Here is a 24,974-nt window from a genome sequence, read left to right as displayed (position 1 = left end):
ATCTGGCGCAGCCTACCCGAGCTAAAGGTGCCGCTTCTCATGGTGCGAGGCACCGTGGACACAATGATATCCGACGTCGACGCAACCCATTTCATGAGACTTTGCAAGCACTTACGCGATGTCCGCATCGAGGGAAGCACCCACTTTTTACCGATGGAAGAAACGGCGCTGGTCGCAAACGAAGTATCTCAGCACATCTTGAAACACAGCTGATAGCAAAGAGCCGTTCGCTGCAAGACTTAATAACACATAGGGACGAGAAGATGTCAGAAGCGACTTACCAGCCAGAAACGCTCGCGTTGCACGCCGGGTGGCGATCGGATCCGGCGACCGGAGCCGTAGTTCCCCCCATTTACCAAACCACATCGTTTCAGTTTCAAAATAGTGAGCACGCTGCCAATCTCTTTGCCTTGCAGGAGCTCGGGAATATCTACACGCGGATTGGGAATCCGACGACGGATGTGCTTGAAAGGCGAATGGCTGCCTTGGAGCGCGGTGCTGCGGCATTAGCCGTTGCGTCCGGACAAGCAGCGACGGCCTTCGCGATCCAGAATCTCGCCCGCGCCGGCGATAATATCGTGGCCGGCACCGACTTATATGGCGGCACGTACAATCTGTTCAAAAACACGATGCGCGATCTGGGTATCGAAGTTCGATTTGTCGATCCCTCCAGCGCTGACGCATTTCGGCAGGCGAGCGATGAGCGGACCCGAGCCTATTATGTCGAAACACTGCCCAATCCCAAGCTCATTGTCTGCCCGATCGCCGTGGTGTCGGCCGCCGGGCGCGCGATAGGAATCCCTTTGATCGTCGATAACACCGCAGCGCCGCTTCTCTGCCGGCCTCTGGACCACGGAGCGGCTGTCGTGGTGTATTCGACCACTAAATACGTTGGCGGCCATGGGACCTCGATCGGCGGAATGATCATCGACGGCGGGAACTTCGACTGGGCGGCATTTCCTGATCGGCAGCCGCTCCTCAACACACCCGATCCCAGCTACCATGGGGCTATATGGGTCGAGGCGGCAGCGCCGCTCGGGCCGATCGCCTATCTGTTGCGCGCGCGCACTGTTTTGCTGCGCGATCTTGGGTCGGCATTGTCTCCATTTAACGCCTTTCAGATCATGCAGGGGCTCGAGACGCTGCCGCTTCGTATCGCGAGGCATTGCGCCAATGCGCAATCCGTCGCCAATTTTCTGGCGTCGCGAGACGATGTGTTATCGGTAACCTATCCCTCCCTTCAAACCGGCATCCAACGCGAACGGGCAGATGCATATCTTAACGGCGGCTATGGAGGATTGGTTGGTTTTGAGCTTCCCGGAGGGCGTGAAGCAGGTCGATGCTTCATCGATGCGCTGAAATTGTTCTATCATGTGGCGAATATCGGCGACGCGCGGAGCCTGGCCATTCATCCGGCATCTACTACCCATTCACAATTATCTCTGGAAGATCGCCTCCTGACCGGCGTGTCAGATGGTTATATTCGTCTTTCAGTTGGCCTTGAGCATATCGACGATATCGTCGCCGATCTGACCCAAGCGCTCGACGCGGCAGGTCCCGCACATGCCGATTAGCGAGCAACCGTTGGCCAATTCCTGGCGCGGTTCATCGCAAGACCCCTGCTTCTCCGGTGGCCGGAATGGTGGTTCGAGATCAGCACGACCGATCCCGTTTTATGGCGCGGCAGCCTTTGACTGGAGGGGGGCGTGAATGTTCGGCGTGGGATGGCTGGGCTCATGTGTGCGCTATCTTTGCTGATATCGGGTGCGGCAGATCCGGTCGCCGGTGCGCTTGACGGCGAACAACCGGTTGGGCTGCGATTGAACGATGGGCGGGTAATGCGCATCGGCACTGTAAACTTCCGGACTGCTGACCATCAGACGATGTTCAAAGTGCGGCTCGATCCGACGCTTTTCGACTCCTATTTTCTATCAATGCGGGAATTCAAATGCTTGAACGGACGGGATTTGCAATGTCACGTCCCATATCCCTATCCGATGCCGTCAAGGGTAACGGACGGTGATTTGCGATGGCTCGAGCACAGTCTTTTGTTCTTTGTTAAATCCCCCAAACAATATGGCGCCCGTCTGACTGAAGGTGTCTATTATCAATTGCGCTGGAATGGGCGGGGCTTCGTCGGCAGACCATATTGGGTGGACCTCGACAAGCTCGCGGTGCCGCCCGCTGATAATCTGCCGCCGATATCCGTTGAGCAGGATGGTGTCGAAGCGCGCGACGACCGCTGGATCAGCCAGCTCCTGATTGGTGGCTTTTGAAATGGCGTCGCAAGTCTGCGCGCCAGGTGGCGCCGACCGTGATCTCACATCAAGGCCAACTCACAGCATAGTTCGTTTTACGTCTGCGACCGCGTCCGATTGCTCTTAGAGCGCAGCATGTCGCTTAGGACTTGATCTCTCAATATGAAGTGGTGTCGCAGCGCAGCCGCGATGTGAATGCCGGCGAGGACGGCAAAAACAATTCCGAGGAGCTCGTGCGAGCTTCGAGCCAACAGGACCAGGCCATCGCCCTTTTGAATATGAAGCTTCGGCACAGACACAAGCCAAAACCAACTGAGCGGATATTTCCCCGCCGAAGTAAAAACCCATCCTGTCAGCGGAAGCAGGAACAATAGTCCATAAAACAGCCAATGGGCCGTGCCGCTCGCGACTTTCTCCCACTGTGCGACGATCCCACGCGCCACCCGCGGATGCGCAATCCTCCACCCAATGCGCACAACGGAAAGTGCAAATATCGTTAAACCAGTCGATTTGTGGACCGCGACGATATCCCGAATAATCGGCTTCAGCGCGTCGCTTGCAAAACCAGACACGAGATTGCCAATCACAAGTAGCGCGATGATCCAATGTAACGCTTGCGCCACGCGGTCATATCGAGTTTCAGCCGAAAAGCTCACGGACCATTCTCTCCTCCCAACAGTGGCTCACGGATCATGGTCAAGAATGGCCGCAATTCTGTTACTAACAGCATCTATGTCGATCATGCCATCTACATGCTCGACAATTCTTTCGGGGGCATAGTAAGCTAGAATCGGCGCCGTCTTGCTCCGGTATTCGGACAATCGATTCCGCACCGTCTCTTCATTGTCATCAGAACGCCGAGAAAACGTGGGACCCTTGCATTGGTCACAGACTCCTGGGGTCGTCGTAGGTTTGAAATTATCGTGATATCCCGCCTTACATTGAGTGCATGTGAAACGTCCGGCAACCCGGTCCACAAGAATGTCTTCATCGACATCGAGGACAATCACATGATCGACCTTGCGATCTCTGGAGTGCAGGAGGACATCCAATGCGCAGGCTTGTGCCTGCGTTCGCGGAAATCCGTCAAATACGAATCCACCCGACAGTTGGTCGTTGTCGAGTCTTTCGCCGATTAGCGCAGCCACAATGTCGTCCGAGACGAGTTCTCCACGCTCCATTACCGTTTGAGCCTGAACTCCAACACGGCTGCCGCATTTCACCGCGGCTCTGAGCATGTCACCAGTCGACAGCTGTACCATACCGCGATTGTCGACCAGACGCTGCGCCTGCGTTCCTTTGCCAGCGCCAGGAGGGCCGACGAGGATAATGTTCACTTGTCGCACGCTCTAGCCCCCCGGTTTCAATTCAAGGTTTTTCTGCGAATTTAATTTATCTCACGTGTCGCTGCGGCGATCTCTGGACTGAAATCGCCCATCACCGGGCTGCTTTGAATGATCATGCCCTCGACACTGCAGATGCTCGCGCACAGGCTCACGGCCGTCTGCACAACAAGTTGACACAACTCTGTCGGATCAATGATACCCGCTGCGCGCAAGTCGTCGCAATCGGCACGGGCGACGCTGTCGAAGCCGCTCCAAAGCGATCCATTATGACGGCCACGCTGTTGAATGCCGGCGTTGATCTGAATCGCAGTGACCGGCGCGGTGAGCGCTTGGATAACGGCGCGCTTCCCCGCTCGAACACCGAGCGTTTCGTTCGAGTTGATCTCGGCGCGCACTGCTTCGGTGGCCCGCAACAGAGCATAGCCTCCACCGGGAACGATGCCTGATCGTTGCGCTGACTTAGTAGAACCTATTGCCTTTTCGGCCGCGCGAAGTCGGTATTTGATCTCAAAATCACTGCGACCGCCAATCTGTACGACAGCTCCACACTCCCTTAGCATGGCGAGGCGTTCGTCCAGCTTCTCCTCCAGATCGACCCGGCCGGTGATCGATTTGGTCTCATCCTTCAAGTTTCGCCGCTGCCGGACCAGCACGTCGATCCGTGCCCGTTTGGCGTCTCCAATCCCCGAGCCTTCAATTATGGTCGTTACGCCGCCCTCGACCTTCAAGCGTTTGCAACTTCCCAGATCCTCCAGCCTCAATGTCGCCAAATCCCCGCCCAGTCGCTGGAGAAAGGGCTTTGCGCCGGTGATAATCGCGAGATCTTCAATTGCGTCTGAGCGACTGTCACCCAAGAGTGGCGCATCTATTGCGGCGCAGCGCAACTTGCCACGCACATGGTTCATGACCATTGCAGCGACAACTCCACCATCCACTTGCTCAGCGATGACGACGAGCGGCCGACCGACCATCTGGGCCGCTTCCAGCGCAGGGAGCAGTGTTTCAAACGATTCGATTATTTGATCAGTGAGAAGAAACAGCGGCGCATCCAGGGTGAGAGATCCGAGATCCTTGTTAGTAGCGAAGGCCTGCGAGAGAAGCCCTCTCTCGAAACGGGCCCCATCCACAATCTCCAAACTATCCTCGGTTCCGTCTCCGAATTCGGCCCTGACGTTCCCGCCATCGCCCACACGCCTGAACGCCTCACTCACCATGTCGCCGATCGACGCATCGTAGTTGCTGGCACTCAACGCTATATGACGCAGGTCGTCGGCATTGGCCGGCAATGTCAGATCGATCAGGGCCGCCACGACCGTCTCGGCAGCCTCTCGGAGGCCCTGGCAAATGCCGGTCGCTTCAAGGCCCGCGCCAAGTGCCCGTTCGACCTCCTCGGCCATGGCTTGCGTGACTATAATGGCCGTGCTGCTTCCATCGGCGAGCCTATCATCGACTGCCCGTGATGCCTGAACCAGCAGCTTTAGGCCTACATTGAGTGCTTTGTGCCGATCGCTCAACGCTCGCGCGAGTGTCCTGCCATCCTTCGCCAGCATTGGCGTGAGCTTACCGACATGCTCAAGCAACGCTGGCCGCCCACATGGACCGATCATCGTCCGAGCAACGCGTCCTAGTGTTGCCATCCCCGCAACCAACGCCGGATAGGCTCGCTCTTTGCCAATTACATCACTGTGCATCATAAATCATCACGTATCGTTTGTCCTTTGGGCGTCCGCTGACACAGTGTTGAGCTTCATGAACTCCCGGCCAACCTTTGATCGAAATTCGTGTAACCGCGCGAGGCGGTTCCAGGTCGTGAGCAGTAGGCGTTCGCGATACGTCGAAGATTCCAGGAATGCTGCGGCGATATTGGCATCGAAATCGGCCTCCCAATACTCGATGAGTTCTTCGACCCTTTGCTCCCCAATGCTGGTCTTGAGTCCTTCCTCCACCACGTGCTGCTCGCCCAGTGCCAGGTCGAGCGCTTCAGCGGTATCAAAGAGAAATTCGTCCATTGCGCAGCTCCCCGAACGTCAGCCAGAGGCTAGAAACTTCTCCGTATAAATCTGTCCAGACGGTATACCACGGCCATGGCAAATCTCCTCAATCCGCTGAACCATGGCGGCGGGCCCGCAGATATACACGTCCGGTGACTGCGTGTTGCTTTCTAAGATATTTTCCAACGCGTCCGCGACATTACCGACCCGGCCGGTCCATCCGTCATGCCCTTCTTCTAATGCAAGCTCGAGCTCCACGTGCCAGTTGCGCGCGCTAAGGGCTGCCAATTCCGAAGCATAGAAGAAATATTCCTTATTGCGCATGCCGAAAACCAGCTTGGACGGAACCATGCCAGCATCTCCCTGCATGCCTCGCAGCATTGACACCATCGGAGCAAGCCCGGTGCTTCCCGCGACGAAAAGGCGCGGGCGCGAGCTTGACTCCTGGAGCCCGAAGGTACCGAAGGGTCCCTTCATTTCCAGCATCATACCCACCCGGGCGTGATTTCTAAGATAATTCGAGAAAAGCCCGTCATCCAGCAGTCGGACCATCAATTCAACATGACCTGATCCATCTGGACTGTTCGCCATGGAGAAGCTGCGCCATTCATCGGTCCCTGGCACTCGAATATTGACATACTGTCCGGGGCGAAACTCAAAAGGGATAGGCCGTCCGACAGCGTCGCGCGCCTCCAGCAGCAAACCTGCCACATTTGGGGTCCAATGGTCGAGCTTGATCAACGCAACGTCGTGGATCGTTTCTACCTTCGACGAACCGAAGGTGACCATATCCAGGCCGTAGGGCAGTTCCAATTCGAGGTCGGAGGTAGGATAGGTCTGGCACAATAAAGTGTAACCCTCTTCCTGGTCTTCTGGCGGAAGCGAGTAGACGTTTACGCCGGGACCAAGCTCGAAATCACCCTCGTTGCAAAGCGCTTTGCATGTCGTACAGATACCTTTGTGACACTCTGACATCAGAATAATATTGCCGCGCAATGCTGCGGTCAAAACATCTTCGCCTTCTCGACAGTCGAACGCGAGGTCTTCACCGTCCTCAAGCGTGGCGCGTATAGTATACATCGTCCATTCCTTGGATTAATCATCACGTGTGGGGTTCAGCGTCGCGCTTCTGCTCCTCCATAATCCCGAATACCCGGATCATCGATTCGATCGCTCGCTTGGCGGCGGGCTCACTAAGCGCAGCGCCGTGATGAACGACGTCGCCGTCGCGACGGATCTCCCATCGCCATGCATATTCGAAGTCTTCGCAATAGCCCTGGAAGCCGCCAGCCTCGACGATCGGCGCGCTCTGGCAAAAAGGGGCAACATCTTCATCCATGGTTCGATTCCTCATCGGGTAGTCGCCCACTGAACGATGATGCGGCCCCAGAAAGCTTAACGAAGCACCGCGTCCATTGCGTTGCCATGGCCTGCTACCAGGGCCGTGAACCCGCGCTTCTCCCGCCACTCTTCGATGTCGATTGCGGCGATGTCGACGATTTTTGCTCGGGCGATCATCAAGCGCTCGCTCAAATGGCTCTCGATCTCCAGCCAGTAATTGACGGGAATGATTGGCGGCTTGAACTTGCGCCGCATCTCCGCGCCGATAGCTTCGAGGGCGAACTGATCGGTCCCGGCAGCTTCGATCCGCTCCCGAAGCGCAGACACAACCTGCGACGCCGGCGTCCCACAGGCGCAGGTTTCGAGCAACGCAACGCCGACATATTTTCCGGAACGCAGGGTCGCGACGCGGGACTCTAGTTCCGCCTCGATCCAAAGTGCGTCCCATTCCAGATCGAACGTCTCTCGCTCGGCACCGATGTGCTTTGCGCGGAAGTCGAGCAGTTCCGCTGCCGCGGCGTCGAGGGTGTCGAGGGTCGATATACGGTCACGCCATTCGTCCCGTGTCGCGTTGTCGTAAAGACTGCGATCACCCTCGCCGAGGAATTTGTTCTTGAAGCTCATTGATTGTCTCCTTGCGAGAATCACGCCAACGCGCGGTCGAGGCCAACTAGCTCCGTGGTGACCGTGAACGTGTTGCCGTTGATGAATGAACGGCCAACGGATGACGAGACGTTTACGAGGAAATCATAGACGTTATACTGCCGCCCCATGATTTCCGCGACTTGGTCTACGTCGATTTCGATCTTGCCCATCGCCTTGATCCAGTAATAGCTGGCGTGGTCTTCGACAATAATGCTGGGATTGATCGCCAGCTGCTCGCCGAGGATGATCTCCTCGATGACGACCGTCATTTCCTCGGTCTTCATGAGGACAAGAACGACCTCATGGGACTCCTTGACAGTCATATTCTCTTCGGAAAGAAACTCGTCGACGAACGCTTGACCATTCTTCGAGTTTAGGCCTTCACTAGATCCGCGGCCCATAGCCGTAACTCCTCTAATCTATGCGGGATATCCGACCATTACCTGCGCAGTGAGGTGATCGACATTGGTGTGATAATCGACCACGGAGCCAAAATCCTCGACCCAATCCTCGATCACTCGGTGGACGGACTGCTCAACAGCGTCGCGACCCGTCACCGCTTCGCTCGGCGAGGGAAGCTGGGCGTAGATACCGAGGAAATCCGTCAGTCCTGAAATCGCTAAGGGAAGCCATTTGTCTGTCCAGGCACGGATGACAATCCGGTTGTGCTCGCCAAACTCGGGGTCTTCAGATAGGCAGGGACCGTAAAGCTTGCGGATTCCAAGTTTGGCCGTTTGCGCATAGCTCCCCGCCTGTGCCAAGATCCATGGTGTGACATTGTCACCATAGGTCGGAGCGACACGTTGGAAGAACTCCCGGCGCATGAAGTGTCCGCAAATCGGGTCGATAATGGCATGCGTTGCCCACATGATCTCGGCCCAGTCGAACGTGCGAGCCCACACCTTTTCGACGGCGGCTCTGACGCCGGCGTAGATCGGACTGGCGGTCCAAACTTCCTTTCCTCGTTCCAGACCGGGCTCGAAGCCATCGATCATCTTGGCGAGAAATACCCGCTCCATTTGCACCATTTGCGACGCGTCATTCTTGTCGAAACCTGTGAGGGCTACCCACATCTTGACGAAGTCTGACAGCGAGTCCTTGGTTGCGGAGGCGTGCGCGTTGAAAAGCCCATATTCGAAGAATGTCAGCGTGGCGAAATCGACTTCCAGGAAACCGAGCCAGTTTGGATTGATGCCGCGAACCGAACCCTCGGCCGAGATCGATCGGAAAAACCGGTCGGCCGCGCGCCCATCTTCCGACTTTGCCTTAATGGCCGGAAAGAACCAACGACGATCAGGGTCTCTGAAACGAAACCAATCACGTGTCTTCAACTCGGTTGTTTCGTTCGCATAAGCGCCTCGACCGCCAGCGTGCTTCTGCATATATTCGCCGATCTCGAGGCCGCCGCCGACATAGTCGGCGCTTTGCTGGGTATACCCGATCAGCTGCTCATATTCTGTAAGGCGCTTGCCCTCGGGGACCATGAAATAGTTCATCGTCCGCTCTTTTTCCATCGGTGCCGATGGGATGGCTTCGCGGATCTCTAGGATGCGCTCCGGCTCAAAAATAGCCCGTAGGGCTTGCCCCTGCTTCATTTATTGACTCCTCTCCGGGTAGGGCGCTCCTTTAAAGGAGCGCCCCCCTTTTCAACTCAGTGCAGCTTCAGCGGATTGGGAATAACCATACCGATGCGTTGGATATCATCGATGGTCCACATATTGTCCGATCGCAGATGGGGCTGGGCGACCAGCGTCTTCCCATCACTGCGCAAGCCGCCGCTCGCGCGGATCACCTCCGACAGTTCCCAACCTTCAAACTGGGTCAGGAAATCCTGAGCCTCGTAACGCTCTGGTTCGAGAAGGAACTGTTGCTCGCCCCAGGTGTCCGAGAACGCGTACCGCCGGCCATTACGTTCGAGAATGCGCAGGTCACAGGCGCCCTTCGCAAGCTTGGGACAGAAGGGGACGCCGGAGACGTGGTCAACATAAGGTATGTAACCATTTTCCAGCAGCCAAACCGATGGAAGGAAGCCGCTCTTCGGGTCCTCGTAGCCAAGTTTCCGCCATTCGTCGTAGATCACGCCATAGCGGTCATACCAGCCTGGATAGTTTTCCTCGAACCAAGCCATGTCGCGGTCATCGGGCAGTTCGTGGCGCCAGTGATGGAGAGGCCACAGAGCAAACGCGATGATCGCGACATCGTGGTGAGACCAGACCGCATCCTGCTTGGCATGGCGAAGGCTGGGAGGCGATTCAACGCCATATTTTCCGAGGCGACCGAGCCAGATGCCGGCCCAATCTTCGTAGACCCACCGGTTCCAGGTCTTGTACCAAGGTTCAACCTTGTAGCGGCTGAAATATTCGAACAGATAGCCTAGGACAGGCGTGAAATATTTTGTCTGGGTCCAGAATGCGTTGTTGAGATCAGCGTTAAGATGTTCACGCGCCTTAGGGTCGTTGATCACCGATACGATGGTCTGATAACCATTGGCCATGTGGCGCATTTCGTCAGTTTGGATCGAGGTGAACACAGTCGGCGTGATTTCGTCGCCATTCGTTGCAGCCCATTCCGTCAGGGCCACGATCAGGGGATTGGTATAACATGCCTCCGCCACGAGCTGCAGGTTGATCGAGCACTCGACTGGGTCGCCGGCGTTGAAGCCATCGCCGAATGCCCGCTTGATCCCTCGGAACGCAGGGCCGACGGATCGAACCTGTCGCGCATTATTGTGTCCGGCAGCGTCGTAGCTGTGCTTGGAGTAGTAGTGGTTCACATAGGCTGTCTGGTTGGTGTGACGGATTTCGTCGATCACCTGCGAGAGATAGCCATTCTTCTGCTCAGGCGACTGCGCGGAATCCCAAAGCAACGCCGAACCTGCGATTGCGTTGTACTCGCCGCACTCGAGGAAATTGGCGAATACCTTCATGGCTTCCGCCCAGCGAGGATGTACGCGGTTGGCAGCATCCAGGCGATCGAGCCCATCAAGGAGCGTTCCGAACTGGCGCTCTTCCTTGATCGATTCCATGCGCGCATATTCTTTGGCCGTGAGCTTAAACTGCTCCTTGGTCATATTGGCCATTTCGTATTTCGTGCCGTACTTCGACCGGTTCTCCGCGAACTCCCACTTGAAATCCATCAAGTAGCGATGGACTTCCTGTGGGTCGACAGAGGTTGGAACACGAACCGACTTCTTGGTCTGCTCCAATACCTTGTGACCGCTTTGAGATGCCGTGAGCATGCTTGGTCTCCTCTTCCTAATTACGAACCATAATCTGTCTGCAGCAGCATCTCAGTGACCTGCTGCGCGCGCGACCCTGGCGCTCGATTTTCGAGTCTTCCAGCACCTGCTTCGGGGTAGTTATCGCCCTGAGAGTTGAAAGACGCCATTGTGCTTTGGTACAAGGAGCGCGCGGTGGAAAGCCGCGGCGCCGCTCGACGCTGTCCTCTCATCTCCGGTGGCGACACGCCCTAGCGGAAGCGAGAGTGGCAGGGACGCTTCCAGCGTGTAGGTTGTCGTATGGCCTGAGCGAGCAAAGACCCCAACCCCCAACCGGCGAGGTGAGCGATTACTCCCGTCGCACCTTTGCATGCTCGCAATCTTCGCACCGCCGGTATGCTAGGGGAGAGAGGAAGCGAATGGTAAGATCTGTGACGTTGTCATTCCGAACTGCACTATCGATCGCGGGCTTGGTCGCATTTGCGGCTCTCGCGCTTATGGGCGTGGCTCTCGGCATGGGACTGGCGCGAGCCGACCATCTGCTTGACCGCGTAAGTCGATCCCAGAACCAATTGGCCATGGCAACGCGGCTTGAGGCCGATGTCAATGCGTTCATGCTGCTCCCCCCCGGTGATTCAGATGGCGAATCCCGGCATATTTACCTGCAGCTTTCCAGGCTGAGGCTGTCCATCGCAGAAGAATCGATGACGCTCATCGGCGAAGAGAGGCGCCGGCAGCCTGATGAGGTGGCCGCGCTCGACACCCTTCAAAACCTCTTCGCCAAAATGAAAGGCAGCAATGCCGAAATCCAAACGGCGCTTTTGGCAGCCGAATTCCGCATACGCGTGCAAGGTATCGTCCAGAACGAGCGATCAGAAGCCGACCGCTCCATCCGCGCCATGCGAGATCTTAAACGACGAGGGTCGATCGTTGCGGCTGCAACCCCCGCGATACTGATAGTCTTTGGGGCGATCTTTGCCTGGCTCATGATCAACGGCCTTGTGCGACCGATTCGGGCCTTGCGCCGGGCCGTTCTGGACGTGACTCGCGACGAGGTTTCGGGACCAATCGAACTCACTGGCTATGCTGATTTTAAGGATCTCACGGCCGCGTTTACCGAGATGGCATGTACGATCAAAGCGCAAAAAACCACGCTCGAGCGCGTCAACAAGGACCTCGAAGCGCAGGTGACGCAGCGTACGGCAGAGTTGTCCGATCAACTCGCGCGCCTGGCGGAGATCGATGCGTCGCGACGGTTGTTTTTCGCGCAAGTGAGTCACGAACTTCGCACGCCCTTGACTGTCGTGCTTGGCGAAGCTGAAACCGCGCTTCGTGACCTGGATGCTGCGCCTGTCCGTCTACGTGATGCGTTGCAGCATATTCTGGCAAATGGGCAGTTCGCACATCGTCGGCTAGAGGACTTGCTAGGGCTTGCGCGCGCTCAGGATGGAAAGCTCACTCTGCAACGAGACGATGTGGATTTGAGGAAAATTATGCAGGCGAGCTGCGTGCAAGCCGAGTCTTACGCGCGCTCGAGCGGCCTTACAATCCTTTCAGAATCGCCAGACATGGTCATCGGCGTGAAGGGTGACGCCAGTTGGCTGCAGCAGGCGCTGCTTGCGTTAGTGGACAACGCGATCAAATATGCGTCCGAAGGAGGAGTGATCAGGATGTCGCTTGTTCACGACGCGTCCCTGGCCCGACTGAGCGTATTCGACGACGGTCCCGGCGTTGCTGATCACGAACTGCCGCGATTGTTTGAGACTTACCATCAGGCTTCGGCCAATCGGCGCCGCGGCGGCTCGGGTTTGGGCCTTGCCGTGGCGCGATGGGTCATACAATCGCACCAGGGAACAATCTCAGCAAAAAATTGTGCACAAGGAGGCCTTGCCATTCTGATCGAGTTGCCGCTGGCATCATGAACATTCTGCTAGTCGAGGACGATCCGGGCGTCGGTCGCTTTGTCAGTCGCGGACTTGTGACCGAAGGCTTCAACGTAGAGTGGCACCGATCGGGACGTCAGGTGATCGCAAGTCTTCGGACCCAGGCGTTCGCAGCCGCCGTTCTGGATCTCGGCTTGCCAGACGTCGACGGCGTTGAGCTCTGTCGAGAATTGCGCTCCGCTGCGATCGATACGCCAGTGTTGATGCTCACGGCGCGGGCAACGCTTGAGGACCGACTTGAAGGTTTTGACGGAGGTGCAGACGATTATTTGACAAAACCCTTTGCATTCTCCGAGCTCGTTGCTCGGCTGGGAGCGCTGGTTCGCCGAGGGGAAGTCCATCGCAGCCGCGTTCTTCTAGTCGGCGCGCTCACCGTCGATGTGTTGGCGCGATTGGTCACGGTAGGTACGAGCGCGCTCTTGCTCTCTCGCCGTGAATTCGATCTCCTGTCATTTCTGGCGGCGCGAGCCGGCGTTGCAGTCCGTCGTGACGTCATCATGGATGGAGTCTGGGGAGAAGATACGGACGTTACAGAAAATGCTGTCGATGTTTATATTGGCTATTTGAGGCGCAAACTTGCCGGTCTTCCAGGAGTGCCGACTATTGATACCGTTCGGGGGGTCGGCTTTCGCATGTCGCCGGTTGTACTAAAGGATGAGGCAATGTGAGAAGCGTCTCACGAAACTCCAAAGATTAGATGCGACCTCGGGCGCTATGCCTTCGGGCAATGATCACGGTCCATACTGTAGATCAGTTTTGCCGGGAGGAGCCGCCACTTGCTACGCACGATCAGATCTGCCGCAATGGGCGCTGGAGCGTCGCTCCTCTCCCTGCCAGCCGTCGCACAGATCAATCCGTCGCAAACGCTTCCTGCGGACATCATCGTGACCGCACCAACGCCGCTGTCCGACGTTGGTGAAGATGCGCTGGCGTTTCCAGCCCAAACGTCCAGTGACAAGGAACTGGAAGCAAGCCACGCGAGCAGTATCACTGACTATCTGAAGCGCATGTCCGGTGGTGTTTTCGTCAATGAGATTCAGGGTAATCCACTTCAGCCTGATATCAATTATCGGGGCTTCACCGCCTCCCCGCTGCTCGGCACGGCGCAGGGTCTGTCGCTATATATGGACGGCGTGCGCCTAAATCAGCCATTCGGCGACGTTGTCAGCTGGGACTTGATTCCCAAGTCGGCGATCCGTTCAATGACTCTGGTACCGGGGTCTAATCCACTGTTTGGGAGAAATTCTCTTGGCGGCGCACTGTCGGTGCGGACCAAGGACGGCAAATCTGATCCCGGTTTCGAACTGGAGGGGAGTTACGGCTTGTTCCGCCGACGTACATTGGAGGCGCAGGCGGGCGGCAGTAGCGCGAATGGCCTCGACTGGTTCCTGGCAGGAGACTATTTCAGGGAGCGCGGCTGGCGCGATTTTTCGCCGTCGAAGGCTGGCCAGATGTTCGGCAAGCTCGGCTGGTCCGATGCGGCGACGCGGATCGCGATGTCGGGCAGCTTCGCCGACACCGACCTCAACGGCAACGGCCTGCAGGAAAAGCGGCTGCTGAAGGTCGATCGCAGCAGCGTCTACACCTTTCCCGACAATACGAAGAATCGCGCCTATCTCACCAATCTGACGGCAAAGCACGACTTCTCCGAACATCTCAGCTTTTCCGGCAATCTCTTCTGGCGGCAGATTCGCACGCGCACCTTCAACGGCGACATCAACGACGATGCGCTGGGCGAGAATGTCTATCAGCCGAGCGCCATCGAACGCGAGGCGTTGACGGCGGCGGGGTATAGCGGCTTCCCCTTGAGCGGCGAGACGCAGGCGAATACGCCCTTCCCCAAATGGCGCTGCATCGCCAACGCGATCCTGAACAGCGAACCGAACGAGAAGTGCAACGGCCTCGCCAATCGGTCGGACACCAGCCAGCGCGAATGGGGTGCGACCGGCGAACTGACGTTGCGCAGTCCGCTGGCGGGCGGCGAGAATGCGCTGACGGTGGGTGCCGCCTATGTAGACAGCCGCGCACATTTCATGCAGTCCTCGCAATTCGGCTATCTGACGGCGGATCGCGGGATCGTGCCGGTGGCCGGGCCGGGCGGCTTTGCCGACGGGACGCAGGATTCGGAAAATGCGTTTGACGCGCGGGTCGATCTGGTCGGCCGCACCAGCAGTTTCAGCGCTTATGCGCTCGATGCGCTCGACCTTGGTAAGGTGCATGTCGACCTGTCGGCACGCTACGACCGCACCACGATCCACAATCGCGACGCCATTTCACCGGGCGGCGGCACCGGATCGCTCGACACCGACCAGCGGTTCCAGCAACTCAATCCAGCGCTGGCGCTGCGCTATACCGTTGCGGCCGGCATGACGATCGACGCGGCGATCGCGCAGACCAGCCGCGCGCCGTCGGCGGTCGAACTGGGCTGCGCCGATCCGGCGAGCCCGTGCCGCTTGCCGAATGCGCTGGCGGGCGATCCGCCGCTTGCACAGGTCGTCGCGCATACGATCGAGGGAGGCCTGAATGTGACGCTGAGGGGCGTGACTGCCCGGATTGGGGCGTTCCGGACGGTCAGTCGCAACGACATATTGTTCGTTGCCGATGATGCGTCGGGCTTTGGCTATTTCCGCAATTTTGGTAAAACCCGGCGACAGGGCGTCGACGTCGATATGACCGGCACGCTTGGACCGGTGCACCTTTCCGCGCAGTATACCTTCCTTGATGCTACCTATCGTAGCAAAGAGACGTTCAATGGGTCGGCAAACAGTTCGGCGGAACATGCGGCACCGGGTTTCGAGGGTGTGATCGAGATCGGCAAGGGCGATCGCATCCCGTTGATCCCGCGCCATATCTTCAAGGCGAGCGCAAGCGTCGATCCGATCGACCGCGTGTCACTCAGCATAGACATGATTGCGGTGTCCGGGGTTTACGCCCGCGGCAACGAGAACAACCAGCATGCAGCCGACGGCGTCTATTATCTCGGTGCCGGCAAAACCGACGCTTATGCGGTGTTCAACCTAGGCGCAGAAGTCCGACCGAAGGCGGCGATCACATTGTTCGCGCAGATCAGCAATTTGTTTGACAAACATTATACCAGCGCTGCCCAGCTTGCCGCGACGGGGTTTGACGCGACTGGCAAATTCGTAGCGCGCCCGTTCGGCGCTCCTGTAATCGACGGCGAGCGACCGTTGGTCTCCTCGACTTTCTACGCGCTCGGCGCACCGAGAACGATACAGATCGGCGCCCGCTTTCGCTTTTGAGATGTCGCTGGTGGGGTGGTTCGCTGTTCGCTCATCTCCACGGCGTTATACCAAGGGACAGGTTGTGCGAGGCGGTCGAGGTCTATAGCGCGTTATTTGAACGATGCTTGAGGCTGTCAATGCTTCGCGCAGTATTCGGTTGCCGGCAACCCAAGAGGTCATCTCGCTGTATGCCAGCTCAAGCTATGTAATGCCGACACGACATCACGTTGATCATCTGCGACGCCCGGATACGGTGCAACGATCGGTCCGATTGGTCATGCGTTATAAGAATCTGGACTGTCTTGCAGCGTGCCACACTGGAAAGGCGCGCTCAGATACTGTGGAATGTTTAATATAGTGCGACGCAATATTCTCTGCAGATGTTGCCCCCGCTGGACGGCCGAAAAGGGGAGGCTTCTGCTGACGACAGTTCTCAAGGAACGGCGGCTGGGGAGTTGCAATAACAAACGACGGCCCGCTCCGGGCGCACTAGGTCGGCGGCCGGGCAGAGCGAGGCGAGCACATGCCAGGCGTTGAACCATCAATCGTTTCGAACGCGGTCGATCCGCTGGGGTTGGTGGAAGCCGCTATTCAGCGCGCTGCCGACGCCCTGGGAAAGGAACAACGAGCCGACGGGCACTGGGTCTTTGAGCTCGAGGCTGACGCCACCATTCCCGCCGAATATATCATGTTGAGACATTTCCTCGGAGAGCCGCAGGATTTCGACCTGGAGGCTCGAATAGGCCGCTATTTGCGACGGATACAAGCTGACGACGGAGGATGGGCGCTATTTCACGGCGGCAGCTTCGATATCAGCGCGACGGTCAAGGCCTATTTCGCCCTCCGGATGATCGGGCATGAGATCGACGCGCCGCATATGACGCAGGCGAGAAAAGCGATCCTGGTCGCGGGAGGCGCGGGGGCCGCTAACGTCTTCACCCGCACGCAGCTCGCCTTGTTTGGAGCTGGACCTTGGGCGGCCGTGCCGGAACTACCGGTGGAGATCATCCTGCTACCACGATGGTTTCCGATCCACCTTTCGAAGATGTCATACTGGGCGAGGACCGTGATTGTGCCTTTGCTGGTGCTCAGTGCTCTTCGACCGGTCGCGCGCAATGCGCGTCGTATCAACGTCGATGAGCTCTATGTCACCAAGCGGACATCTGATGCGACGACCCACGGCAGAGACGCCAAATGGATGTGGACCTGGGGTTTCGGCTTGGTTGACGTAGTTTTAAAGATCATCCACCCGTTCTGGCCAAAAAGGCTGCGGAATCGGGCCATAAATCGGTGCGTGGCCTGGGTGACAGAGCGGCTGAACGGCGAAGACGGGCTGGGCGCGATTTATCCCGCGATGGCGAATAGCCTGATGATGTTCGACGCACTCGGCTTTCCTCCCGACCACCCTGATCGGGCCATCGCACGCAAGTCGGTGGAAAATCTGATCGTGCTAGAACCCGAAGGACGTCGCGACGAAGCCTATTGCCAGCCATGCGTTTCGCCCGTCTGGGATACGGAGCTAGCCGCGCACACGATGCTTGAGGTGGGTGGGGCAGAGGCCGAGCACCGAGCTGTGTCCGCATTGGCATGGCTAAGGCCTCTCCAGGTTCTCTCCGTTCGCGGCGACTGGGCAGAGAAACGACCGTGTGTTCGACCAGGTGGGTGGGCGTTTCAATACCACAACCCACATTATCCCGATCTCGATGATACTGCGGTCATCGTGATGGCAATGGATCGGGCGCGGAAGCTCAGCGATTTTCACGAGGCGATCGCGCGCGGTGTGGAATGGACCGTAGGTTTGCAAAGTAGCAACGGCGGGTGGGGCGCTTTCGACGCCGACAACATCTAACATTATCTCAACTATATCCCGTTTGCCGACCACGGCGCCTTGCTCGATCCACCGACTGTCGACGTATCGGCACGATGTGTTTCAATGCTTGGGCAATTGGGCGAGCCCCGCGACAGCGCGCGGATGCGCGCCGCGCTGGACTATCTGGAAAACGAGCAGGAAGTGGACGGTAGCTGGTTTGGGCGATGGGGCGTCAACTACGTGTACGGTACATGGTCAACATTATGTGCACTCAAGGCGGCAGAAGTGGACCCGCGCCAAGACATCGTCAGAAGCGCCGTTACGTGGCTCAAGCGTATCCAGAACGCCGATGGCGGTTGGGGTGAGGACTGTAACAGCTATGCGTTGGATTACCGGGGTTATCAAGCAGCGCCTTCGACCGCCTCGCAGACGGCCTGGGCGTTGATCGGGCTTATGGCGTCAGGAGAAGTTGATTCGCCCACGGTTGAACGCGGGATCACTTGGCTTTTGGCAAATCAAAACGTCCAGGGACTGTGGGAGCAGGATGACCACACGGGCGGCGGATTTCCGCGCGTCTTCTATCTGCGCTATCACGGTTATCCGAAATATTTTCCGCTTTGGGCCATGGCGCGTTACCGTAACCTCAAGCGCAACGATCTTGGCACGGAGACGTTCGGCATGTAACGAGGGTTATTCCCCGTGCAGTCTGGGATTAATCGTACGGAGCCAAGACCGACTTCATAGTCGCTTACTTCCGTGTTCCGTTCCCGTAACCAATTCCGACATTATTCTGAAATTGTCGATCGACGACTAACGTTCAGTTCAAAGGAATGAGCAAACGACAGCCTGGTAGGCCCTAGATTTGACCAGAAGCATCATCCTCGATCAGCCATTTATGCGCTTCATCCATGCAGAGGAAAATGCGGAACTGGTGATGGGGCGCTGCTATCCTCTGCATCTACAGTTTCAGAAGGGTGCTGGAAACCACCAAAGCGACTCTCTGCGCCCTTTTTGCAATCTGATTCGAGATCTCCAGAAACTGATTGATGACAGCCGCAGACTGCACAGAGCTCTCTCTGCAGTCGATCAGGTAGAAAAGTTGCGAGCCACACCCAACCTGCACTACGGACCGCTCGAGCTCGGCCGCAAATGAGGCGGGCGTGGCGTCATACCAGTAGCCGACAATCGCGACACGGACGAGATGCTCTGCGGGCGCTATGTCAATCGTAAAGAGCTGCCCCAAGCTTACCATCCAAACACGCCCCGCTCTAAATTGTACGTCAGAACGGCCAAGATCGGTGGTTTCGGCCGCCGGCACCAACCTTGCGGTTGCCGTTCATTCGCTCGAAAATCAGGAATGGCGAGCCGCAACCCATCCGGATGGGTTGCGGCAGATTGATCATCCGCGTCTGTTGTCGATAAGGTCGGAGACGACTGACGGGTCAGCAAGCGTCGATGTATCTCCCAGCGAGGAAAAGTCCCCTTCCGCGATTTTGCGCAGGATTCTCCGCATGATCTTTCCCGATCGAGTCTTGGGCAGGCCCGGCGCAAATTGAACCACATCGGGCGAAGCGATCGGGCCGATCTCGGTCCTCACCCATTTTACGAGTTCAAGGCGCAGTTCTACGGAAGCCTGAACATTAGCATTTAGCGTCACGAATGCGTAGATGCCCTGACCCTTGATGTCGTGCGGAAAGCCGACCACCGCAGCTTCCGCTACCGAAGCGTGCAATACGAGGGCGCTTTCGACCTCTGCGGTTCCCATGCGATGGCCAGACACGTTGATCACGTCGTCGACGCGGCCGGTGATCCAGAAATAGTCGTCGTCGTCCCTCCGCGCCCCGTCGCCCGTAAAATACTTGCCGGGATAGGTAGAAAAATATGTTTGAAAGAACCGCTCGTGATCATTCCAGAGCGTGCGAGCTTGGCCTGGCCAGCTGCGCGCAATAACCAGATTGCCATCAGCCGAACCTTCCAAGAGCGTTCCTTGAGCATCGACAAGCTGAGGTTCGATTCCAAAAAGAGGTCGCGTCGCAGAGCCCGGCTTGAGCGGCGTGGCGCCGGGGAGGGGGGCGATCATTCCAGCACCCGTTTCGGTCTGCCACCACATATCGATGATTGGACACCGCCCCTCGCCGACCAGTGCGTGGTACCAGCGCCAAGCCTCGGGGTTAATGGGTTCTCCGACAGATCCAAGTAGAATCAGGCTCTGCCTGTTCGTTCGCGTCACCCAGTCGTCGGATTCCCGCATCAACGATCGAAGCACCGTCGGAGCCGTGAAAAGCTTCGCAACTTTGTGGCGATCGACAATTTCCCAGATCCTTGAGGGAGTCGGCCAGTTTGGCACCCCCTCGAACATAACCGTCGTCGCGCCGTTGGCGAGGGGTCCATACACAATATAACTGTGACCTGTCACCCAGCCGACGTCGGCTGCGCACCAAAAGACTTCGTCTGACTGGTGGTCAAAGCATAGGTCGTAGGTCATTGCCGCCCACAGTAAATAGCCGCCGGTGCTATGGACTACGCCTTTGGGTTTGCCGGTGGATCCCGATGTATAGAGTATGAAAAGAGGATCTTCGGCGTTCATCGCTTCGGCCGGACAGTCTGCCGACACTACAGCTGCTGCCTGGTCATACCAGATGTCTCTGCCCTCGAGCATGTCTACAGGACCGCCAGTTGCCGCGATGACCAGTACCTTCTGCAAGGAAGGGCAACTGGCCGCAGCCTTGTCGACATTCGCCTTCAGCGGCACCCGCTTGCCACCGCGCCTTCCCTCATCCGCCGTAACGACAAGCTTAGAGTCGCAGTCCTGGATGCGGCCCGCGAGCGCATCTGGAGAGAAGCCACCAAAGACCACAGAATGGATTGCGCCGATGCGTGTGCACGCCAGCATGGCGAATGCAGCCTCGGGAATCATGGGAAGATACAGGGTGATCCGATCTCCCTTGCTAACACCGTTTGCCTTAAGAACGTTGGCAAAGCGGCACACTTCGGCGTATAGTTGCCCGTAAGTGAATTGCTTGTGTGGCTCGCTGGGATCGTCAGGCTCCCAAATGATTGCAATTTGGTCGTGCCGGGCTGCAAGATGGCGGTCGACGCAATTTTCCGAAACATTGAGTTCGCCGTCAACAAACCAGCTAATCCCGAAGTCTGCTTCGGCAAAGCTGCTTTCATCGAACCGCGTCGGCCGCCTGTGCCAATTGAGGCGAGCGCACTCGGCATTCCAGAAGGCCTGGGGATTGAACAGTGAAGAGGCGTAACGCGAGGTGTAGTCATGCTCGCCAACTTTGGCGCGCTTCTCCCAGTTCAGCGGCACGGGGATGATGCTATCCATATTTAACCTTCCCAAATTATCGGGCGACCCTGAAGCCGACCCAGATGGTTCTTGGCGTCCCGAGATCCTCGACCCCCGTCGCTGAGACGCCGGACACGACCTTGACCCCGAATAGATTCTCCCCTCGCAGGACCAGATGGACACCGCGCGCCAGAGGTAGTGAAGCGACAGCATCAACGGTCAGCGCGTCAGGCAGCTTGCGCGTCTCGAGATCATCCTCAAACTGGCTCGACGTATAACGGAGGGTTGCCGAGATCAGCGGATCGACATGCGGGATCCAGGCAAGCGTTGCGGACGCCTGGTGTCTGGGGCTTTGCGCGGGTCGCTTATGGTCTAGGGCTGCCGTAAGTCCGCTTGCACGGACAACGGCATCGGAGAATGCATACGAAGCGTTCAATCTCAACGGCCCGGCCGTGGTTGATGCACCAACCTCAACTCCTCTCACCACGATGGCGTCTACGTTCATGCGCTGCCGAAACGTACCTCCAGCGCCGACGAAACCAACTTGCGGGAACTGGCCTGGCCCAACCCCCAGCGTTGCGTTGGACACTGCATTTTCAAGCCGATTCCAGAATATTGTGACATCCAAACGAGCGACAGGGTCAAGCTTGAGAGTGGCGCCGCCCTCCAGACCCTTGAGCCTTTCGAGCTTCAGATCGGCATTCGCGGCTGTCGCATCCGCGCCAACCCGGAACGGCCGATACAGCTCATTGAGGGTGGGGATACGAAATCCGATATAGCCGGCCGTTCTCACTGACAAGTTCGGGGACAGGGCAAGAAGTGCGGCGGCTCTAGCCGTCGGCCGAGTGCCGGACCGATTGGCGAAGTCGACGACCTGGGTGGTGTTGCCGCCCGGAATTGCCCGTTCGACAAGCGATCCGTTGTGGATCTGCCAACGATCGACGCGCGCGCCACCCGTCAGGGTCAGGGCACCTAGCTTCCAGTGGTCCTCAGCATAAACGCCATAATTTTGCACTAAGCCGCCTGCACGCCGCAACGCGGTCGGCGTTCCGGCCTGAAAGCGAAAAAACTCGTGCGTCGCGCCGCTTGCACTGTGCACATCAGCACCGATACGTAGCAGATGATTGGCATCCAACGTCGGCCGAATCTCTATTTTGCCGCCGAGACCGGTTGATGGCGTTGCATATTGATCGAGCGTTTTGATCGCGACCGATCGGTCGGCGTTGATCGAAACGAAACCTGACGCGAAGTCCCGCTCCTGGATATATGCGAGTATTTCAAAGGGCCACCGTCCATTGCCCACGAGCCGAACGCTTGCATCGGTTCCTCGGCTTTTTGAGTTCGTCCCGGCCAGTCCACGTAAACGATGATCGCCAAACGTGCTCCCGCTCGTCTGCAGCTCGAGGCCAGGAGCTACGCTAGCGACCGCTCTGAGACCAAAGCGCCAACTGTCATAATGTGCCGAAACGTCCGCCGGACCACGCTGCGCCGCGGGAATTAGCGTATAGCCGTCGCCCCGGTCCCAACCGCCGGTCAACACCAAAAAACCCTGCCCGAGGTGCACCAGCGAGCCGGCAGCCAAGCTCGATGAGTCCCGACTGCCGATCGAGCTACTTGCGCGTATGGCGGGAAGAGAGACCGGTCCCCCACTTTCCAGTTCGATCGTCCCGGCAACGGCGCCAGCGCCAAACGGTCCCGCGCCTCCGCCGCGCGTTACCCGAACGCTAGCAAGACCTGAAGGGTCGATAGAGGAAAAGGGAATATAACCTGTGAACGGATCGGCGAGCGGTACGCCGTCCAAGAGCACAAGGGCACGGCTGGATGCGTTTCCCCCGAGCGCGCGCAACGTGGCACCTTGGCTCGTGGGATTGGCAGCTCGGCTATCGGTCCGCCTGAATTGCTGAAATCCTGCTACGTCTTTCAGAATGTCCTCCAGGCGTCCGGACGCATCGCTCGTCAGCCGACTGCGCTCGACGTTCACACCGCCGTACGCTGGTTCCCCAAAGGGTGAACCGAGTCCCTGACCGGTGACGATAATCGCAGGCGACGAATCGACCTCCTGCGCGGCAAGCGGGGATATGTTTCCGCATAGCCAAAGGCTTGCTAGCCCGTGTATGCGCCACGCAAAGGGCCTAGGAACAGGTGAGTTTGCAACGGAATGCGTCATGGATGGACTACAGTTTTGGCTGTCGGGCAAGAGTTCCCAACTTCCGAACGAACGCCGTCCCACGCAGAAACGCTTCGGCACCAAAATTGCGACGGCATCTGCCCCTCCAAATCAGCCAGTTCGATCTTTGCCGACTGCTGCTGAAACTGGCGGGGTTTGTCGCGTTTGCAAACAGGACTTAGGTATTAGCGTCAGGGGCCGACTGCAACGCCCCAAGGCGCACTTCCCGTTGGAATTGTGCCCACGACCTCGCCCGTAGCGATCTCAACGACGGAAACTGTATCTGAAAGGCCGTTGGCGGTGTAGGCGAAACTGCCATCAAGGCTTATCCCGACATGCCAAACACGCTTGCCCACCGCGACATAACGAACGACCTTTTGGGACGCGGTATCCACAATCGCAATATGGTTGGCGCGTCCCAATGCAACGACGGCAGACTTGCCGTCTGGCGTGAATCTTACGCCCACCGGCATAAGCTTGTCGTTCGAAATGCCCGGAATCGTGAATGTGACTGCAGAAGCGATCTGCTGGGTAGATGTGTCGATAATCTGTAAGATTCCGCCAATTTCCGACGTAACCCAAAGATACTTGCCATCTGCTGTATACTGAGCATGGCGGGGTCGTTGCGCTACAGATGTCTTAGCGACTTCTGCCCGCGCAGCGATGTCGATCCAATGCACGTCATTGTCGGTTTCCGATGTCGAGACCACGAATTTCCCGTCGGGGCTTACAGCCATTCCTTCTGGTTCGACGCCGGTTGGTACCTGGAAAACCACCAATCGCTTGTCTATGTCGATCGCCGTCACAATATCCTGGCGCTCATTCGCCACGAACAGCATTTTCCCATCGAGAGAGACGGCAAACTGTTCCGGATCGTCGCCCGACGGCAGCTCCGCCAAAATCTTACCTGTCGCGACATCCAGGACCTGGACAGCATTATCGTCGCTTGCGCAAAGGAATAGTCTCTTTCCATCCGGCGAGAGCGCAATGCCGCGCGGCCTTTTGCCCACCGGCCATGTGTCGCGTACGACCCTCGTTTTCCCGTCGATGACGGAGACAGTACCGCCACGTTCATTTGAAACGTAGATCGTTTCCGCCGATGCGCCGGTGGGAAGCGCCAGAATCAAGGCTGCACATAATAACCGCATAATGCCCTTCCTAACGGCGTTGCTCGTCGACGTGACCCTGTACCAAAGTCCTATTAGGATCTAAGCAGGGGGACCGTAAGCTGGCACGACAGATGTCCAGCAACGCGCCTGGCTCGGAGAGGAGTCGATTTCAATGAAGTTCAACGGTTCATTAGCGTTGGGTGTCGCCGCGGCGCTTTGTGCTGGGACGGTCAGCTATCGCGTTTTGGCGCACGGGAACGTGACTCCACAGGCGGTGGATACATCCGCCCTGCCTGACATTGGAGAAACCTGGCTCCAGCATAACCCGTACCGCGGCAACGCGACCGCCACCAAGATCGGCGAGTCCGCTTATGGCCAGAACTGCGCACGCTGTCATGGGCTGGAGGCCATCTCAGGTGGAGTGGCACCGGATCTGCGCTATCTCGAAGTCGGCGATACCGGCGACGAGTGGTACATACAGCGATATCAACACGGGTCCGTTCGCGATGGCAAGGTCTATATGCCGCCGATGGGCGACGTGCTTGGTCAAAAAGCCGGGTGGGCGATCCGGACCTGGCTCGAAACGAAGCACGAGGAATAAGGTGTATCG

The 24,974-nt window shown here is 57.8% G+C and carries 21 protein-coding genes and 1 pseudogene; 8 read left to right on the top strand and 14 right to left on the bottom strand.

The genetic code is table 11. The features are described from left to right. Positions 1 to 263: 263 nt before the first annotated feature. Together C1T17_RS20835 and C1T17_RS20830 are read left to right on the top strand one after the other, a co-directional pair. Positions 264 to 1,574, top strand: coding sequence for an O-acetylhomoserine aminocarboxypropyltransferase/cysteine synthase family protein (locus C1T17_RS20835; protein ID WP_104955396.1), 1,311 nt, complete (start codon positions 264 to 266; stop codon positions 1,572 to 1,574). 264 nt (positions 1,575 to 1,838) lie between these two features. Further along, on the top strand, positions 1,839 to 2,276 hold the full coding sequence (locus tag C1T17_RS20830; protein WP_145959046.1) for a hypothetical protein: 438 nt from the start codon (positions 1,839 to 1,841) through the stop codon (positions 2,274 to 2,276). Between the two features lie 77 nt (positions 2,277 to 2,353). Here the strand turns inward: C1T17_RS20830 and C1T17_RS20825 are convergent, their stop codons facing one another. Genes C1T17_RS20825 through C1T17_RS20780 form a run of 10 tightly spaced genes read right to left on the bottom strand, consistent with a single transcriptional unit; the run spans position 2,354 to position 10,819 of the window. After that, positions 2,354 to 2,914, bottom strand: coding sequence for a cytochrome b (locus tag C1T17_RS20825; RefSeq protein ID WP_104955394.1), 561 nt, complete (start codon positions 2,912 to 2,914; stop codon positions 2,354 to 2,356). A gap of 27 nt (positions 2,915 to 2,941) precedes the next feature. Next, on the bottom strand, positions 2,942 to 3,595 hold the full coding sequence (locus tag C1T17_RS20820; RefSeq protein WP_104955550.1) for an adenylate kinase: 654 nt from the start codon (positions 3,593 to 3,595) through the stop codon (positions 2,942 to 2,944). A 50-nt stretch (positions 3,596 to 3,645) separates the two neighbouring features. Continuing rightward, the gene (locus C1T17_RS20815) at positions 3,646 to 5,298 is read right to left on the bottom strand and encodes a TCP-1/cpn60 chaperonin family protein (RefSeq protein ID WP_104955393.1); all 1,653 of its coding nucleotides are present in this window, start codon (positions 5,296 to 5,298) and stop codon (positions 3,646 to 3,648) included. 6 nt (positions 5,299 to 5,304) lie between these two features. Further along, entirely contained in the window at positions 5,305 to 5,613 is a 309-nt protein-coding gene (locus C1T17_RS20810; protein ID WP_104955392.1) for a hypothetical protein, read from the bottom strand. Between the two features lie 18 nt (positions 5,614 to 5,631). After that, a complete protein-coding gene (locus C1T17_RS20805) occupies positions 5,632 to 6,675 on the bottom strand; it encodes an FAD-binding oxidoreductase (RefSeq protein WP_104955391.1) in 1,044 nt (347 codons plus the stop codon). A 22-nt stretch (positions 6,676 to 6,697) separates the two neighbouring features. Continuing rightward, positions 6,698 to 6,934 carry a hypothetical protein gene (locus tag C1T17_RS20800; RefSeq protein WP_104955390.1) on the bottom strand — a complete coding sequence of 79 codons (237 nt, stop codon included), beginning with the start codon at positions 6,932 to 6,934 and terminating at the stop codon, positions 6,698 to 6,700. Positions 6,935 to 6,990: 56 nt separating this feature from the next. Beyond that, entirely contained in the window at positions 6,991 to 7,560 is a 570-nt protein-coding gene (locus C1T17_RS20795) for a hypothetical protein (RefSeq protein WP_104955389.1), read from the bottom strand. A gap of 20 nt (positions 7,561 to 7,580) precedes the next feature. Further along, positions 7,581 to 7,982: an MmoB/DmpM family protein gene (locus C1T17_RS20790; RefSeq protein ID WP_104955388.1), complete on the bottom strand. Its 402-nt coding sequence runs from the start codon at positions 7,980 to 7,982 to the stop codon at positions 7,581 to 7,583. A gap of 18 nt (positions 7,983 to 8,000) precedes the next feature. Beyond that, positions 8,001 to 9,176 (bottom strand): methane monooxygenase, encoded by a 1,176-nt coding sequence (locus tag C1T17_RS20785; protein WP_104955387.1) that lies wholly within the window; start codon positions 9,174 to 9,176, stop codon positions 8,001 to 8,003. 56 nt (positions 9,177 to 9,232) lie between these two features. Beyond that, positions 9,233 to 10,819, bottom strand: coding sequence for a methane monooxygenase (locus tag C1T17_RS20780; protein ID WP_104955546.1), 1,587 nt, complete (start codon positions 10,817 to 10,819; stop codon positions 9,233 to 9,235). A gap of 449 nt (positions 10,820 to 11,268) precedes the next feature. Between C1T17_RS20780 and C1T17_RS20775 the strand changes: the two genes are divergently transcribed. The 5 genes and pseudogenes from C1T17_RS20775 (at position 11,269) to C1T17_RS21105 (ending at position 18,946) form a co-directional block, all read left to right on the top strand. Continuing rightward, positions 11,269 to 12,720, top strand: coding sequence for a sensor histidine kinase (locus tag C1T17_RS20775; protein ID WP_189338627.1), 1,452 nt, complete (start codon positions 11,269 to 11,271; stop codon positions 12,718 to 12,720). Between the two features lie 56 nt (positions 12,721 to 12,776). Then, the gene (locus C1T17_RS20770) at positions 12,777 to 13,409 is read left to right on the top strand and encodes a response regulator transcription factor (protein ID WP_262982759.1); all 633 of its coding nucleotides are present in this window, start codon (positions 12,777 to 12,779) and stop codon (positions 13,407 to 13,409) included. Between the two features lie 108 nt (positions 13,410 to 13,517). After that, positions 13,518 to 16,001, top strand: coding sequence for a TonB-dependent receptor (locus C1T17_RS20765; RefSeq protein ID WP_223262977.1), 2,484 nt, complete (start codon positions 13,518 to 13,520; stop codon positions 15,999 to 16,001). A 505-nt stretch (positions 16,002 to 16,506) separates the two neighbouring features. Continuing rightward, a pseudogene (gene shc, locus C1T17_RS20760) lies at positions 16,507 to 18,477 on the top strand (squalene--hopene cyclase). A gap of 178 nt (positions 18,478 to 18,655) precedes the next feature. Further along, the gene (locus tag C1T17_RS21105; RefSeq protein ID WP_145959059.1) at positions 18,656 to 18,946 is read left to right on the top strand and encodes a hypothetical protein; all 291 of its coding nucleotides are present in this window, start codon (positions 18,656 to 18,658) and stop codon (positions 18,944 to 18,946) included. 127 nt (positions 18,947 to 19,073) lie between these two features. On the opposite strand, the gene C1T17_RS21970 is transcribed toward C1T17_RS21105, so the two are convergent. The 4 genes from C1T17_RS21970 to C1T17_RS20740 all read right to left on the bottom strand — a co-directional run bounded on the left by C1T17_RS21970 (position 19,074) and on the right by C1T17_RS20740 (position 24,403). After that, positions 19,074 to 19,196 carry a hypothetical protein gene (locus C1T17_RS21970; protein WP_262982758.1) on the bottom strand — a complete coding sequence of 41 codons (123 nt, stop codon included), beginning with the start codon at positions 19,194 to 19,196 and terminating at the stop codon, positions 19,074 to 19,076. Beyond that, positions 19,193 to 21,127, bottom strand: coding sequence for an acetate--CoA ligase (gene acs, locus C1T17_RS20750; RefSeq protein WP_104955541.1), 1,935 nt, complete (start codon positions 21,125 to 21,127; stop codon positions 19,193 to 19,195). The genes C1T17_RS21970 and acs overlap by 4 nt, the downstream gene beginning before the upstream one ends. A gap of 16 nt (positions 21,128 to 21,143) precedes the next feature. Further along, positions 21,144 to 23,069 carry a TonB-dependent receptor gene (locus C1T17_RS20745; protein WP_223262976.1) on the bottom strand — a complete coding sequence of 642 codons (1,926 nt, stop codon included), beginning with the start codon at positions 23,067 to 23,069 and terminating at the stop codon, positions 21,144 to 21,146. Between the two features lie 377 nt (positions 23,070 to 23,446). After that, positions 23,447 to 24,403, bottom strand: a complete 957-nt coding sequence (locus tag C1T17_RS20740) for a PQQ-dependent catabolism-associated beta-propeller protein (protein ID WP_104955539.1) — start codon at positions 24,401 to 24,403, stop codon at positions 23,447 to 23,449. 133 nt (positions 24,404 to 24,536) lie between these two features. Between C1T17_RS20740 and pedF the strand changes: the two genes are divergently transcribed. Continuing rightward, positions 24,537 to 24,965, top strand: a complete 429-nt coding sequence (gene pedF, locus C1T17_RS20735; RefSeq protein WP_104955538.1) for a cytochrome c-550 PedF — start codon at positions 24,537 to 24,539, stop codon at positions 24,963 to 24,965. Positions 24,966 to 24,974: the final 9 nt, after the last annotated feature.

Origin of the sequence: Sphingobium sp. SCG-1 (genome assembly GCF_002953135.1) — a bacterium.
GTDB lineage: Bacteria > Pseudomonadota > Alphaproteobacteria > Sphingomonadales > Sphingomonadaceae > Sphingobium.
Note: the sequence above shows the minus strand (reverse complement) of the source record. Positions and strands in the feature narration are given on the sequence as shown.